The organism is Pseudomonas peli, assembly GCF_050563605.1.
Classification (GTDB): Bacteria; Pseudomonadota; Gammaproteobacteria; order Pseudomonadales; family Pseudomonadaceae; genus Aquipseudomonas; species Aquipseudomonas peli_A.
The window spans coordinates 132,228-145,913 of record NZ_JBNXUH010000004.1 but is presented as its reverse complement, the minus strand read 5'-3'; the positions used below and the strand labels follow the sequence as shown (position 1 = coordinate 145,913).

Sequence of the window (13,686 nt, the reverse complement as noted above, 5' to 3'; positions counted from 1 at the left end):
CCTTGCTTGGCCTTAGTCCCGTAGCTCTTGATTGATTGGGTTGGCGCCACTAAACCCATTTCGGCCGGGTTCCCTATGGAGCCCGGCCGTTTTGCATCTGCGTAGCGGGTGCCGAGCGGGCCAGGGAATGGAGTGAGAAAAATGAATTGGATGACCTATTTCGCCGTCAGCGCGGCGGTGGTGATCGTCGGGCTGGCGCTGGGTGTGACGTTGCCGCTGGTGTCGTTTCGTCTTGAGTCCTGGGGTTATGGCCCCTTTGCCATTGGCGTGATGGCGGGCATGCCGGCCGTTGGTGTGTTGCTCGGCGCGCGCCTGACTGGGCACCTGGCCGGCTGGTTCGGCACGCCGCAGACCCTACGCCTGTGCCTGCTGGCTAGTGCTGCGTCGGTTGCACTGCTTAGCGTGATGCCGAGCTATCCGCTGTGGCTGCTGCTGCGCTTACTGATTGGCATCTCCTTGACCGTGGTGTTTGTGCTCGGCGAAAGCTGGATCAATCAGCTGGTCGAGGACCGTCTGCGTGGTCGTCTGGTGGCGCTGTATGGCACCGGCTTTGCGCTTAGTCAGCTGTGCGGGCCGCTGCTGCTGACCCTGCTGGGTACGGAAAGTGACCGCGGCTTCTGGTTCTCCGCTGCGCTGTTGGTGGGCGGCAGCCTGCTGTTGTTAGGCCGCGATGGGGCGCCCAAGGTCAATGCGCAGAGTGCGTCCGGGCGCGGCATCCTGGCGTTCTGCCGCACTTCGCCGGCGATTGCCTGGGCGGTGGTACTGTTTGCCGCCTTCGAGGCCATGGTGCTAACGCTGTTGCCGGTGTACCTGGTGCGTGAGGGCTTTGCCCAGCAGATGGCGTTGATCATGGTCAGTGCGGTGGTGGTTGGCGATGCTGCGCTGCAGCTGCCGATTGGCTGGATGGCCGACCGGGTGCCACGGCAAACGCTATTCCGCTGTTGTGGAGTGGTGCTGTTGCTGTCGAGCCTGAGCATTCCGTCATTGCTGCACACTCCGCTGATCTGGGCGGTGCTGGTGTTGTTTGGCGCCAGCGCAGGCGGCCTGTACACCCTGTCGCTGATTCTGGTCGGCCAGCGTTATCGCGACGATGCGCTGGTGCGCGCCAACTCGCATATCGCCCTGCTCTGGGGCGCGGGTTGTCTGCTCGGGCCGCTGTCGACCGGTGCCGCCAGCCAGTGGATCAGCGGCCATGCTTTGCCAATACTGATGGCTATTGGCGCTGCGGTGTTTGTCTGGCTGGCGTTTCAGCGCGGTGCATTCACTGAGGTAGCGACGGTCAAGGCTTGAACACCGTTGGGCAGGGGCCGTGGCGCAGCCCGCAATTGCCGGCTAGCGTTGCTGGCAGGTGCGGCCGCCGGTGGTCTGCGCCAAGGCGGGAGGCAGGTTATGCGCAGTGTTATCGGTTTGTGCCTGAGCGTGGTCTGGGCCCTGAGTGTGCAGGCCGATGACCTGCCGGGCAGCAGCGATCACCCACTGATTCCGCGCTATGAGGGTGCGGAAATCATCAGCTATGCCACTCAGGCGTTTACCGATAAGGCCTTTTTGCGTGCTCCGGCCAAGGTCTATGGCGGCCTGGCGAAAAATGCCGAGGCGACCCTGGTGCTGGAGGGCAAGCTGACCCAATTGACCTACCGCGCGCCTGCAGAACGCGCGCCTCTTGAGGTGCAGCGCAACTACCAGCAGGCCCTGCAAGACGCTGGATTCGAGCTGCTTTTCGCTTGTGAGCGAGAGCAATGCGGTGGGCGCAATTTCAACCATGCGGTGACCACCACTGCGCCCTTTCGTGAATACCATCAGCAGCAGCGCTACCTGTTTGCCAAGCTGGCGCGCCCGCAAGGTGATGTTTACGCCGCGCTCTATGTGGTGCTGAACCAGGCCGGCGGCGGGCCTAACAAGGGCCGCAGCATGGTCCAGCTCGAGGTGCTCGAGCTACAGGCCATGGAGCAGCGCATGGTAGTGGTCGAAGCGCCAGCCATGCAGGCGGATATCGACGCCAAGGGCAAAGTGGCCTTGTACGGGATCTTCTTTGATTTCGATCAGGCCAGCATGCGCGCCGACTCCGCCGCGCAGCTGGAGGAAATCGCCAAACTGCTCAAGGCCAGCCCGGCGCTCAAGGTGCTGGTGGTCGGTCACAGCGATGCCAAGGGCGCGCTGGACTACAACCGCGAGCTGTCGCAGCGGCGCGCGCAGTCCATCGTCAAGGCGCTGGCCGAGCAGCATGGTATTGCAGGCGAACGCCTGACAGCCGTGGGCGTAGGCATGGCGGCGCCGTTGGCCAGCAATCGCAGCGAGGAGGGCCGCGCGCTCAATCGTCGGGTCGAGTTGGTTGAGCTGCCTGAGTAGCGCGCTCAGTCTTCTCCAGGTGCTAGCTGCTGCTCGGCCAGTAGTGCGGCCACGCATTCGCCGGTCTGGCGAATCGCCTGTTCAAGCTCCGGGGTGGGTTTGCCGGCGTAGTTGATGCGCAGGCAGTTACGGTATTTGCCAGCGGCGGAAAAGATGCTGCCGGGGGCGATCTGGATGGCGTGTTGCAGCAGCTCGCGGTTCAGGCGCTGGCTGTCGAAGCCTGTCGGCAGTTCAATCCACAGCATAAAGCTGCCCTGCGGCCGGCTGACCCGCGTGCCTGCAGGGAAATAGCGGCTGACCCAGTCGATCATCAGGTCGCGCCCGCGCTGGTACTGCGCGCGCATGCGGCGTAGATGTGGCTCGTAGTGGCCGGCTTCCAGGTATTCGGTGATGGCCAGCTGCGGTAGCTGAGCCGTGCTGCCGGTGCCCATGTATTTCATGTGCAGCACACGATCCAGGTAGCGGCCGGGGGCAATCCAGCCGATGCGCAGGCCGGGCGCCAGGGTTTTGGAAAACGAACTGCAGAGCAGCACGCGACCATCTTCGTCGTAGGATTTGATGCTGCGTGGGCGCGGGTAGCTGTAGGCCAGGTCGCCGTAAACGTCATCTTCGATAATCGCCACGTCATAGCGCTGCGCCAGGGCGAGCAGGGCGCGCTTGTTGGCCTCGGGCATGATGTAGCCCTGCGGGTTGTTGCAGGTCGGGGTCAGCTGGATGGCCTTGATCGGCCATTGCTCGAGTGCCAGCTCCAGGGCTTCCAGGCTGATCCCGGTGATCGGGTCGGTGGGCAGTTCCAGCGCCTTCATGCCGAAGCCCTTGAGCGCCTGCATCACGCCGTGAAAGCTCGGTGAGTCGACCGCAACGATATCGCCCGGCTCGCACACCGCACGAATCGCCGCCGAGAGCGCTTCGTGGCAACCGGTGGTGACGATGATTTCCTCGGGCGACAGACTGCAGCCGGAGTCGAGCATCAGTCGCGAAATCTGCTCACGCATACCCAGGTGGCCGTAAATGCAGCCGTAGGTCAGGCTGGTTGCGTCCTGGCGGCGGCTCAGGCGCGACAGCGAACGCAGCAGCGGCTTGAGCGTCGGGCTGTCGATATCCGGGCGGCCGCGACCGAGTTGCAGCAGACCCTCTTGTCCCGGTGAGCGGCTGATTAGCTCCAGCACTTGATCCCACTGCGATACATCCACGGGGCGCTGGGCCATGCGGCTGACCATGGGCAGCGCCGGCTGGTGGCGGGATTGCGGCACAAAGTAGCCGGACTTCGGCTTGGGTATGGCCAGGCCCTGATCTTCCAGGTGGCGATAGGCTTGCTGCACCGTACTCAGGCTGACGCCATGTTCCAGGCTCAGGGCGCGCACAGAGGGCAGGCGATCACCGGGCCGATAGAGGCCCTGCTCAATCCGCGCGCCGAGCAATTCGGCCAGGTTGACGTAAAGCGTCATAACAGTTGCCTCGCGGTTTCTCTGTGTATTGCACTAAGCCAGTACAGATTGGCGATAAATCCACCATTCAGAGTCTGTTAGCTGAAATCTGTATGGATTTAAAAGTACATTTTTGGATCTGTCATGCTTTTTCCGCGTCACTCATCATGATCTCCCATCAGGCTTACGGGCAGGAGCAGGCGATGAACGGTTTAAGTGATGTCAGGCTGACAATGAAATCAGGCGAGTTGCAGCAAGAGTCCGCTGGCGGGCATCTGTATGCTCGGGTGGGCGCGGCTAAGCCAGCTGTAGGCCGTTGGGGCGCGTTCTGGCTGCGTCTGACAACGCGGCGGGCGCTGCTGACGCTGACTGATGAGCAGCTCAAGGATGTCGGGCTTGGCCGCGAACAGGCCAGGCGCGAGGCTTTTCTGCCGTTCTGGAAGCTGTGAGGGGAGTGCGCAGCAGGCTTTTGCGGCCTGCTGCGTAGGGCGATCAGACCAGCTCTTTCAGCCGATGCCAGAGCATGCCCAGTGCGAGGAGTGGTGAGCGCAGGTGTTTGCCGCCGGGGAAGGTCATATGCGGCACCTTGTCGAATAGCTCGAAGCCGCCACCTTGCTGGCCGCTTATGGCTTCAGCCAGCAGCTTGCCGGCCAGGTGGGTGGCATTCACGCCGTGGCCGGCGTAGGCCTGGGCGTAGAACACGTTGTTGTGCTCTTTGAGTCGGCCGATCTGCGGCAGGCGATTGGCACCGATACCGATCATGCCGCCCCACTGGTAGTCGATCTTCACGTCGGCGAGATGGGGGAACACCGCCAGCATCTTTGGCCGCATATAGGCGGCGATGTCCGCTGGGTCGCGGCCCGAGTAGTGGCAGGCGCCACCGAACAACAGGCGGTTGTCGGCGGATCGGCGGAAGTAATCGACTGTTACGCGCTGGTCACACAGCGCCATGTTCTGCGGAATGATCGCCTGCGCCTCGGCTGCGGACAGCGGCTCGGTGGCGATCACGTAGCTGCCGGCAGGCAGCACCTTGCCGCCCAGCTTGCTATTGAGGCCATTGAGGTAAGCGTTGCAGGCCAGCACCAGAGTTTTGGCGCGCACCTTGCCCTTGGCGGTATGCACCGTCACGTGCGGGCCGTAGTCGATATGCGTGACTGCCGAATGTTCGAACAGCTTTACGCCGAGCGATGCGGCGGCAGCTGCCTCGCCGAGGGCCAGGTTAAGCGGGTGCAGGTGGCCGGAACCCATGTCGATCATGCCGCCGACATAGCGGTTGGAACCGACCACTTCGTGCATCTGTTCCGGTTGCAGCAGGCGCAATTCGTGGCGATAACCCAGCTGCTTGAGCTCGGCCATGTCTTCGGCGAAGTCGGCGAGGTGGCTGGGTTTGTTGGCCAGGTCGCAGTAGCCCCAGGTCAGGTCGCAGTCGATATTGAACTGTTCGACCCGACGGCGAACGATTTCCACCGCTTCCAGCCCCATCAGCTTGATAGACCGCACGCCTTCCCGGCCGATCACCGATTCAAACTGCTCAACGCCATGGCCGACGCCGCGAATCAGCTGCCCGCCATTGCGCCCGCTGGCGCCCCAGCCGATTTGGTGCGCCTCCACCAGCGCCACCGAGAAGCCCTTTTGGGCCAGCTCAATAGCGGCGTTCAGGCCGGAGAACCCGCCACCGACAATGCACACATCAGCCAGCTCCTCACCCGCCAGCGGCGGGTAGGCCAGCTGCTGGTTGGCAGTGGCGGCGTAGTAGGAGGGAGCGTGCTGATCACTGTGCACGGCGTGCTGTTGCGGCTGGTGAACGCGGGCGTTCATGTGCGAAATCCTGTTTTAGGTGTTGTTAAAATTTGACGCAGGATAAGCGCGGGACTTGCCACTAGCCAAGAGGGGCGGCGGTAAAAACTGTTTTTCCCGGTTGCCGGTCGTCGTTTACCGGCGCAGGGCGGAGGCTGGCGGTTAACATGCGCGGGTATTTTTCCGAGCGTTGCCGATGAGTTGCACCAGCCGCAAGATCGACCAGCTGCGTTTGCAGATTCCCAGTTTTGCCTGCGTGCCCGGCTGCCACGATTGCTGTGGCCCGGTCACGGCTTCATCCGAGGAGATGTCGCGGCTGCCGGTGAAAAGCGATGCCGAGCATGACGCCGCGCTGGCCGAGTTCAATTGCGTGCACCTGGGCCCGCAAGGTTGTCAGGTGTATGACCAGCGCCCGCTGATCTGCAGGCTGTTCGGCACCACGCCGAGCTTGCCATGCCCGCGTGGTCAGGGCCCGGAGCAGATGATCGAGCCAGCGGTGGCAAAGCAGGTGCATCAGCTGATCGCTACCACGCGCCAGGTACTGGTCTAGTCGGCAATCGGCAGGCTCAGGCTCTCTTTCACTTCTTCCATCACGATATAGCTCTTCGACTCACGCACGTGCGGCAGCTTGAGCAGGATGTCGCCGAGCAGCTTGCGGTAGCTGGCCATCTCGTTGATCCGCGCCTTCACCAGGTAGTCGAAGTCGCCGGACACCAGGTGGCATTCGAGCACGTGCGGCAGCTTGAGCACCGCGCGGCGGAACTCCTCGAAGGTATCGCCGGACTTATAGTCCAGGCTGATCTCGACAAACACCAACAGGCTGGCCTTGAGCTGCTGCGGGTTGAGCCGGGCGTGGTAGCCCATGATGATGCCTTCACGCTCCAGGCGGCGTACGCGCTCGGTGCAGGGCGTAGTCGACAGACCGACCCGCTCGCCCAGTTCGGTAAAGCTGATACGCCCGTCTTCCTGCAGGATGCGCAGGATATTGCGGTCGATCTTGTCCAGTTCGCGGCGGCTCTGATGTTGGGTGCGCACGGTGGATACCCCTCTGTAGAAGGCGATTTTGCCAAGAATTGTCGCCAAATATAGCTATTTATATAGTGAAAAGCACTGCTGATCTCTTCCTATACTGCGCTCAATTGTGATCTCAGGAATTATCCGTCGCGCATTGTCGCGGCGAGGAGAGCGGCATGCGGGTTTTAGTTCTCGGTAGCGGTGTGATTGGTACAGCCAGTGCGTATTACCTGGCGCGTCAGGGCTTTGAAGTGGTGGTGGTCGATCGGCAGAGCGCCCCGGCCATGGAAACCAGCTTCGCCAACGCCGGCCAGGTGTCCCCTGGCTACGCCTCGCCTTGGGCTGCGCCGGGCGTGCCGCTGAAAGCGATCAAGTGGCTGCTGCAAAAACATGCGCCGCTGGCGATCAAGGCCACCGCCGATATCGACCAATACCTGTGGATGGCGCAGATGCTGCGCAACTGCACCGCCAGCCGTTACGCGGTGAACAAGGAGCGCATGGTGCGTCTGTCCGAGTACAGCCGCGACTGCCTCGACGAGCTGCGTGCGGAAACCGGCATCGCCTATGAAGGCCGCAGCCTGGGCACCACCCAGCTGTTCCGCACCCAGGCGCAGCTGGACAACGCGGCGAAAGACATCGCCGTGCTGCAGCAATCCGGTGTGCCTTATGAAGTGCTCGACCGCGCTGGCATTGCCCGCGTTGAGCCGGCCCTGGCCGCCGTTACCGACAAACTGGCCGGCGCGCTGCGTCTGCCCAACGACCAGACTGGCGATTGCCAGCTGTTCACCACCAAACTGGCCGAGATGGCCAAGGCGCTGGGGGTGGAGTTCCGCTTCGGTCAGGACATTCAGCGCATCGACGCCGTGGGTGATCGGGTCAATGGCGTGTGGATCGACGGCAAGCTGGAAACCGCCGACCGCTACGTGCTGGCGCTCGGCAGCTTCAGCCCGCAACTGCTCAAGCCGTTGGGCATCAAGGCACCGGTGTACCCGCTCAAGGGTTACTCGCTGACCGTGCCAATCACCAATGTGGCGATGGCGCCGACCTCGACGATCCTCGATGAAACCTACAAGGTGGCGATCACCCGTTTCGACAACCGCATCCGCGTCGGCGGCATGGCGGAAATTGCTGGCTTCGACCTGAGCCTCAACCCGCGTCGCCGCGCCACCCTGGAAATGATCACCGCCGATCTCTACCCGCAAGGCGGCGATCTGAGCCAGGCCGAGTTCTGGACCGGCCTGCGTCCGGCCACCCCGGACGGCACGCCGATTGTCGGTGCCACCGGCTTGCGTAATTTGTTCCTCAACACCGGTCACGGCACACTGGGCTGGACCATGGCCTGCGGCTCCGGTCGCCTGCTTGCCGACCTGATGGCGAAAAAGCGCCCGCAGATCAGCGCCGAAGGTCTGGATATTTCCCGTTACAGCCGTTCCCTGGAGAGTCATAAGCATGTCAGTACAGCGCCTGCACACTGAAAGCCGTTACAGCGAAATCGTCATCCATAACGGCACGGTCTACCTGGCCGGCCAGCTGGCGGACGACTACAGCGGCGACATCGTGCAGCAAACCCGCGAAACCCTGGCCAACACCGACCGCATGCTGGCTGAGGCCGGCAGCGACAAGTCGAAGATCCTCTCCGTGACCATCTACCTGAAGGACATGGATCGCGACTATGCCGGGCTTAATCAGGTCTGGGATGCTTGGGTCGCGCCTGGTGCTGCACCCGCGCGGGCCTGCGTCGAGGCGAAGATGTACAAGCCTGAGGTGCTGGTGGAAATGATGATCGTGGCCGCCCTGTAAATCGGCCCATCCCGTTTGCGATAAGTGTTTGCCCGGCCATCACACCGGGCTTTTTTATAACCTGAAAACTGCTGATAGCCGAGAACATCATGCGTCCTGCCCGTGCACTGATTGATCTGCAAGCCTTGCGTCACAACTACCAACTGGCCCGTGAAGTCAGCGGCGCACGCGCCCTGGCAGTGATCAAGGCGGATGCCTACGGCCATGGCGCGGTGCGTTGTGCGCAGGCGTTGCAGGAGCAGGCCGATGGTTTTGCCGTGGCCTGTATCGAGGAAGCGCTGCAACTGCGCGAGGCCGGCATTCGCGGGCCGATTCTGTTGCTGGAAGGTTTTTTCGAGGCCGACGAATTGCCGCTGATCGAGCAGCACGAGCTGTGGTGCGTGGTCCATTCGCTGTGGCAGTTGGAGGCAATTGAGCGCAGCACTGTTCGTGGCCCGCTGACGGTATGGCTGAAGATGGACAGCGGCATGCACCGCGTCGGCCTGCACCCGGCCGATTATCAGACTGCCTACCAGCGCCTGCTGGCCAGCGGCAAGGTGGCAAAAATCGTGTTGATGAGCCACTTCGCCCGCGCCGATGAACTGGATTGCCCGCGCAGTGATGAGCAGTTGGAGGTTTTCCAGCAGGCGCGCCAGGGCATTGTCGCTGAGGTTAGCCTGCGCAATTCGCCAGCCGTATTGGGTTGGCCTAGCGTACCCAGTGACTGGGTGCGCCCCGGCATAATGCTTTACGGCGCCAGTCCGTTCGAACAGGCGCAGGCCGTGGCAGCACGCCTACAGCCGGTGATGACCCTGGAATCGAAGATCATCAGCGTGCGCGAACTGCCGGCCGGCGAGCCGGTGGGCTATGGCGCGCGCTTTGTCAGCGAGCGGCCGACCCGCGTTGGCGTGGTCGCCATGGGTTATGCCGACGGCTATCCGCGTCACGCGCCGACCGGTACGCCAGTGGCGGTGGACGGCCAACTGACCCGCCTGATCGGCCGCGTGTCGATGGACATGCTCACCGTAGACCTGACCGATCTGCCACAAGCGGGCCTGGGCAGCCGTGTCGAACTCTGGGGTAAACAGGTGCTGGCCAGCGACGTGGCCGCCCAGGCCGGCAGCATTCCCTACCAGTTATTCTGCAACCTGCGGCGGGCGCCGCTGCTCTATCTTGGGGGTTAACTGCAGCGCTGTAGACGAGTTTGAACGCGAGTGTTGTAAATTCCGAACGCTATGCCATGATACGGCGACTTTTCCGTATCTATCCCAAGGGGGACTCCAGCATTGGACGTCGGTGTTCGACTGCAATCCATTCGCAAACTCAAAGGCCTTTCCCAGCGTGAACTCGCCAAGCGGGCGGGCGTCACCAACAGCACCATTTCGATGATCGAGAAGAACAGCGTAAGCCCTTCGATCAGTTCGTTGAAAAAGGTGTTGGCGGGTATCCCCATGTCACTGGTGGAGTTCTTCTCCCTGGATGTGGAGCAGGATAGCCAGGCCCAGGTGGTCTATCGCGCCGCCGAACTCACCGATATCTGCAGCGGGGCCATCACCATGAAGCTGGTGGGCAAGGCGCATCCGACCCGAGCCATTGCCTTTCTTGATGAAACCTACCCCAGCGGCACCGACACCGGCGACGAGATGTACGCCCACGAAGGTGAAGAGGCCGGCATGCTGGTCGAAGGCAAGCTGGAGCTGACCGTGGGCGACGAGGTTTTTATCCTCGAGCCGGGCGACAGCTACTACTTCGAGAGCAGCAAACCGCACCGTTTCCGCAATCCGTTCGAGCAACCCGCACGGCTGATCAGCGCGACTACGCCGGCCAATTTCTAAATAACCCTGCGACAATATGGGTTGTTTCGGCGGCAGCAGCTTGCCGTTATACTGACGCCCGCTCGCGAAACCGTGGCCGCGAGCGTGACTAGCCACGAAGAGGGTGTACCGTGAACCTGATTAAAAAGCTCCTGGTAGCACCGGCTACCGTATTGGCCCTGTGGGCAGTGACTGCTCAAGCCACGACCGACGAAGCCATTGCCGAGCGACTGAAGCCGGTAGGTCAAGTCTGCGTAATGGGTGAAGAGTGCAAGGGCGTAGGTGCTGTAGCCGTTGCTGCTGGCGGCGGTGCGCGTACTGCCGATGACATCATCACCAAGCACTGCGGTGCCTGCCACACCCCGGGTATTCTGGGTGCGCCGAAAATTGGCGACACCGCAGCCTGGAAGGCACGTGCTGATAAAGAAGGTGGTATCGACGGTATCCTGAAAACCGCGATTGCCGGCATCAACGCCATGCCGCCGAAAGGCACCTGCGCCGATTGCTCGGATGACGAGCTGCGTGGCGCAATCCAGAAGATGTCCGGCCTGTAAGCATTCGCTGAAAGCTGTAGAAAAAGCCGCCTGCCAGGGCGGCTTTTTCGTTCTGGCGCGGCGTTGCGGCAATAATGGGCGAGAGCCCCGTTCCCGATGCCAGGAGAGAACCCGATGACGAAGACGTGTTCCATCGAGCAGGCGGTCGACCACGTCCTCAGCGCCATCGACGGCCCTATTCACCTTGGCCTGCCTCTGGGGCTGGGCAAGCCGAATCAGTGGGTCAACGCACTTTACGTGCGGATCAAGCAACTGCCGCAGCGTCAGCTGACCATCTACACCGCGCTATGTCTGGGCCGCCCACGGGCCGCTGCGGGTTTGCCGAGCCGCCTGCTTGAGCCGTTTGTCGAGCGTATCTATGGCGATTATCCCGAGCTGGATTTTCTCGCGGACCTGCAGCGCGATACCTTGCCGGCCAACGTGCGCGTCGAGCAGTTCTTCCTGCAGCCGGGCAGCCTGCTCGACAGCGCGACGACGCAGCAGAACTACATCAGCAGCAATTACAGCCATGTTGCCCGCGACCTGAATGACAAAGGCCTGAACCTGCTTGCCCAACTGGTCGCCCAGGACCCGCAGCGTCCGGAGCATTTCAGCCTCAGCTGCAACCCGGATATCACCCTGGATCTGCTGCCGCTGCTGGAGCAGCGCCGCGCCGCCGGTGAAACCATTCTGTGCCTGGCCCAGGTACACAGCGCGCTGCCTTACATGGCCGGCGATGCCGAAGTATCGCGGCGCAGCTTCGACCTGCACGTGTTGGAAGAGGACTGCAGCACGCTGTTCTCCACACCGAATATGCCGGTCACCCTGCAGGATCACTGCATCGGCCTGCATGCCAGCGCCCTGGTGCGCGACGGCGGCACGCTGCAGATCGGCATCGGCGCCATGGGCGATGCGCTGACCGCGGCCTTGCTCGCGCGCCAGGCGGATAACCAGGCGTATCGGGCGCTGCTGGATGAACTGCGTTGCACCATTCATTGGGCCCCCGAAATCGCTAAAGATGGCGGCTTGCAGCCATTTAGCGAGGGCCTGTACGGCTGCAGCGAGATGTTCGTCAATGGTCTGCTGGCCTTGGCCGATGCCGGCATCGTGCGCCGTCCGGTATACCCCGAATTGCATCTGCAGCAGCTGGCCTCTGGCGGTGCGTTGGATGATCAGGGGTTGCCGCGCAGCCTGCAGGCCCTGCTCGATGCCGGCCTCGCGCCGCAACTGGATGCCCAAGCGCTGCAAGGGTTGCAGGCCAGCGGTTTGCTGGCCGAAAGCATTTGCTGGGCCGAGGGCCGCCTGCTAATGCCCGACGGGCAACAGCTGTTGAGCGACCTTCGCGATGCGCACACCCAGCAGGTATTGCAGCAGCACCTGGGACGGGCGCGCGGCGGCGTGGTGCTACACGGCGGCTTCTTTCTCGGGCCGCAAGCCTTTTACCAACGCCTGTGCGAATTGAGCGCAGCGCAGTTGGAGCGCTTTGCCATGACGGGCATCTGCTTTATCAACGAGCTGCATAACCAGGAAGCGCTCAAGCGTTTGCAGCGCCGCGATGCACGCTTTATCAACACCGCCTTCACCATGACCTTGCTGGGCGCCGGGGTGGCTGATCAGCTGGAAGACGGACGAGTGCTCAGCGGCGTTGGTGGGCAATACAACTTCGTTGCCCAGAGCCATGCCTTGCAGGGCGCACGCTCGATTCTGCTGTTGCGTAGCTGGCGCCAGGCGGGCACCCAGATCAGCTCGAATATCGTCTGGGACTATGGCCATGCCACCATTCCACGGCACCTGCGCGACATGGTGGTGACCGAATACGGCATCGCCGATCTGCGCGGCAAGACCGACTCCCAGGTGATAGAAGCGCTGCTCAGTATCAGCGACTCGCGCTTTCAGCCGGGCTTGATCGAGCAGGCGCAACGGGCCGGCAAGTTGCCCAAGGATTTCCGCCTAGATCCGCGTTTCGCCGACAACCTGCCCGGGCGCTTGCAGGCGGTGCAGAACCGTCATCCAGGACTGTTCGCCGAATACCCCTTGGGCTGTGATTTCGATAACGAGGAGCGTGATCTGTTGCGCGCGTTGAGTTGGCTGAAGAGCAAACTGAGATTCGCCTGTGCCCTGGAGTTGGCCGCTGCAGTGCTGCGCGCGCCAGCGCCCGGCGCATACAGCGCGCACCTGCAGCGCATGGCACTGACCCAGCCGAAGGGGCTGCGCCAGCGTGTGCAACGGCGCCTGCTGTTGGCCGGCTTGCGGGCCACCGGCTGAGGCGTTGCGGGCTTAGTCGAGAAAGCTGACCTGACCATCCTTGAGCGAGCCGATACGCGCCAGCGACTCGACACGGTAGCCCTGCGCATCCAGCTCGGCGCGGCCGCGCTGGAAGGACTTCTCGATCACCACACCGATACCGGCAACACTCGCGCCGGCCTGGCCGATCAGGTCGATCAGGGCGCGGGCGGCATGGCCGTTGGCCAGGAAGTCGTCGATCAGCAGCACATGATCCTTGGCGTTCAAGTGCTTGGCTGAAATGGCCAGGGTGCTTTCGGTCTGCTTGGTGAAGGAAAACACCTTGGAGATATACAGATCGTCCTTAAGCGTCAGCGACTGGTACTTGCGCGCGAAGATCACTGGCACGCCCAGCTCCAGGCCGGCCATCACCGCCGGGGCGATGCCCGAGGCTTCGATGGTGACGATCTTGGTGATGTTCTGCCCGGCAAAGCGCTGGGCAAACTCATGGCCGATCTGCTGCATCAGCTTGGGGTCGATCTGGTGATTGAGAAAGGCATCGACCTTGAGCACATGCTCTGAGAGCACGGTGCCTTCGTCGCGAATCTTCTGTTTTAGCGCTTCCACGCGGTAACCCTCATTAAGTGATGTGCTGCCCGCTCTGCGTCGGGCTACTGAACAAGTCTATTTCTTTATGGCCTGCCATCCCTGGCGGCCACCCTGCGGGCCGTCGCAAGCGACGTTAAAAATGAC

The 13,686-nt window shown here is 62.4% G+C and carries 14 protein-coding genes; 10 read left to right on the top strand and 4 right to left on the bottom strand.

Translation table 11 applies throughout. From position 1 onward, the window contains the following. Positions 1 to 141 precede the first annotated feature (141 nt). Together ACQ4LH_RS06615 and ACQ4LH_RS06610 are read left to right on the top strand one after the other, a co-directional pair. Entirely contained in the window at positions 142 to 1,290 is a 1,149-nt protein-coding gene (locus ACQ4LH_RS06615; protein WP_430696488.1) for an MFS transporter, read from the top strand. Between the two features lie 99 nt (positions 1,291 to 1,389). Then, the gene (locus ACQ4LH_RS06610; protein WP_430696487.1) at positions 1,390 to 2,346 is read left to right on the top strand and encodes a DUF4892 domain-containing protein; all 957 of its coding nucleotides are present in this window, start codon (positions 1,390 to 1,392) and stop codon (positions 2,344 to 2,346) included. Between the two features lie 5 nt (positions 2,347 to 2,351). Here ACQ4LH_RS06610 and ACQ4LH_RS06605 read toward each other — a convergent pair whose 3' ends face one another. Continuing rightward, positions 2,352 to 3,794 carry a PLP-dependent aminotransferase family protein gene (locus ACQ4LH_RS06605; RefSeq protein ID WP_430696486.1) on the bottom strand — a complete coding sequence of 481 codons (1,443 nt, stop codon included), beginning with the start codon at positions 3,792 to 3,794 and terminating at the stop codon, positions 2,352 to 2,354. 182 nt (positions 3,795 to 3,976) lie between these two features. Between ACQ4LH_RS06605 and ACQ4LH_RS06600 the strand changes: the two genes are divergently transcribed. Further along, positions 3,977 to 4,222, top strand: a complete 246-nt coding sequence (locus ACQ4LH_RS06600; protein ID WP_430696549.1) for a DUF1127 domain-containing protein — start codon at positions 3,977 to 3,979, stop codon at positions 4,220 to 4,222. A 43-nt stretch (positions 4,223 to 4,265) separates the two neighbouring features. On the opposite strand, the gene ACQ4LH_RS06595 is transcribed toward ACQ4LH_RS06600, so the two are convergent. After that, complete coding sequence (locus ACQ4LH_RS06595; RefSeq protein WP_430696485.1) at positions 4,266 to 5,591, bottom strand: NAD(P)/FAD-dependent oxidoreductase; 1,326 nt, start codon at positions 5,589 to 5,591, stop codon at positions 4,266 to 4,268. 175 nt (positions 5,592 to 5,766) lie between these two features. Here ACQ4LH_RS06595 and ACQ4LH_RS06590 point away from each other — a divergent pair, with 175 nt between their 5' ends. After that, positions 5,767 to 6,120 (top strand): YkgJ family cysteine cluster protein, encoded by a 354-nt coding sequence (locus ACQ4LH_RS06590; RefSeq protein WP_430696484.1) that lies wholly within the window; start codon positions 5,767 to 5,769, stop codon positions 6,118 to 6,120. Here ACQ4LH_RS06590 and dadR read toward each other — a convergent pair. After that, the gene (gene dadR / locus ACQ4LH_RS06585) at positions 6,117 to 6,605 is read right to left on the bottom strand and encodes a transcriptional regulator DadR (RefSeq protein WP_090250512.1); all 489 of its coding nucleotides are present in this window, start codon (positions 6,603 to 6,605) and stop codon (positions 6,117 to 6,119) included. The genes ACQ4LH_RS06590 and dadR overlap by 4 nt on opposite strands. 155 nt (positions 6,606 to 6,760) lie before the next feature. Between dadR and dadA the strand changes: the two genes are divergently transcribed. From dadA to ACQ4LH_RS06555, 6 genes are all read left to right on the top strand, one after another. Next, entirely contained in the window at positions 6,761 to 8,059 is a 1,299-nt protein-coding gene (gene dadA / locus ACQ4LH_RS06580; RefSeq protein WP_430696483.1) for a D-amino acid dehydrogenase, read from the top strand. Next, positions 8,034 to 8,384, top strand: coding sequence for a RidA family protein (locus ACQ4LH_RS06575; RefSeq protein WP_090250506.1), 351 nt, complete (start codon positions 8,034 to 8,036; stop codon positions 8,382 to 8,384). The genes dadA and ACQ4LH_RS06575 overlap by 26 nt, the downstream gene beginning before the upstream one ends. 89 nt (positions 8,385 to 8,473) lie before the next feature. Beyond that, a complete protein-coding gene (alr, locus tag ACQ4LH_RS06570) occupies positions 8,474 to 9,547 on the top strand; it encodes an alanine racemase (protein WP_430696482.1) in 1,074 nt (357 codons plus the stop codon). A gap of 102 nt (positions 9,548 to 9,649) precedes the next feature. Beyond that, entirely contained in the window at positions 9,650 to 10,198 is a 549-nt protein-coding gene (locus ACQ4LH_RS06565; RefSeq protein WP_430696481.1) for a cupin domain-containing protein, read from the top strand. A gap of 110 nt (positions 10,199 to 10,308) precedes the next feature. After that, positions 10,309 to 10,731 carry a c-type cytochrome gene (locus ACQ4LH_RS06560; protein ID WP_430696480.1) on the top strand — a complete coding sequence of 141 codons (423 nt, stop codon included), beginning with the start codon at positions 10,309 to 10,311 and terminating at the stop codon, positions 10,729 to 10,731. Between the two features lie 114 nt (positions 10,732 to 10,845). Next, entirely contained in the window at positions 10,846 to 12,975 is a 2,130-nt protein-coding gene (locus ACQ4LH_RS06555) for an acetyl-CoA hydrolase/transferase C-terminal domain-containing protein (protein ID WP_430696479.1), read from the top strand. 12 nt (positions 12,976 to 12,987) lie between these two features. On the opposite strand, the gene ACQ4LH_RS06550 is transcribed toward ACQ4LH_RS06555, so the two are convergent. Further along, a complete protein-coding gene (locus ACQ4LH_RS06550) occupies positions 12,988 to 13,560 on the bottom strand; it encodes a xanthine phosphoribosyltransferase (RefSeq protein ID WP_430696478.1) in 573 nt (190 codons plus the stop codon). Between the last annotated feature and the right edge of the window lie 126 nt (positions 13,561 to 13,686).

Bases quoted from the DNA above. Each gene is read 5' to 3' on its own strand.
- ACQ4LH_RS06610 (WP_430696487.1), top strand. From the start codon at position 1,390: ATGCGCAGTGTTATCGGTTTGTGCCTGAGCGTGGTCTGGGCCCTGAGT.
- ACQ4LH_RS06605 (WP_430696486.1), bottom strand. From the start codon at position 3,794: ATGACGCTTTACGTCAACCTGGCCGAATTGCTCGGCGCGCGGATTGAG.
- ACQ4LH_RS06600 (WP_430696549.1), top strand. From the start codon at position 3,977: ATGAACGGTTTAAGTGATGTCAGGCTGACAATGAAATCAGGCGAGTTG.
- ACQ4LH_RS06595 (WP_430696485.1), bottom strand. From the start codon at position 5,591: ATGAACGCCCGCGTTCACCAGCCGCAACAGCACGCCGTGCACAGTGAT.
- alr (WP_430696482.1), top strand. From the start codon at position 8,474: ATGCGTCCTGCCCGTGCACTGATTGATCTGCAAGCCTTGCGTCACAAC.
- dadA (WP_430696483.1), top strand. From the start codon at position 6,761: ATGCGGGTTTTAGTTCTCGGTAGCGGTGTGATTGGTACAGCCAGTGCG.
- ACQ4LH_RS06555 (WP_430696479.1), top strand. From the start codon at position 10,846: ATGACGAAGACGTGTTCCATCGAGCAGGCGGTCGACCACGTCCTCAGC.
- ACQ4LH_RS06590 (WP_430696484.1), top strand. From the start codon at position 5,767: ATGAGTTGCACCAGCCGCAAGATCGACCAGCTGCGTTTGCAGATTCCC.
- ACQ4LH_RS06615 (WP_430696488.1), top strand. From the start codon at position 142: ATGAATTGGATGACCTATTTCGCCGTCAGCGCGGCGGTGGTGATCGTC.
- ACQ4LH_RS06575 (WP_090250506.1), top strand. From the start codon at position 8,034: ATGTCAGTACAGCGCCTGCACACTGAAAGCCGTTACAGCGAAATCGTC.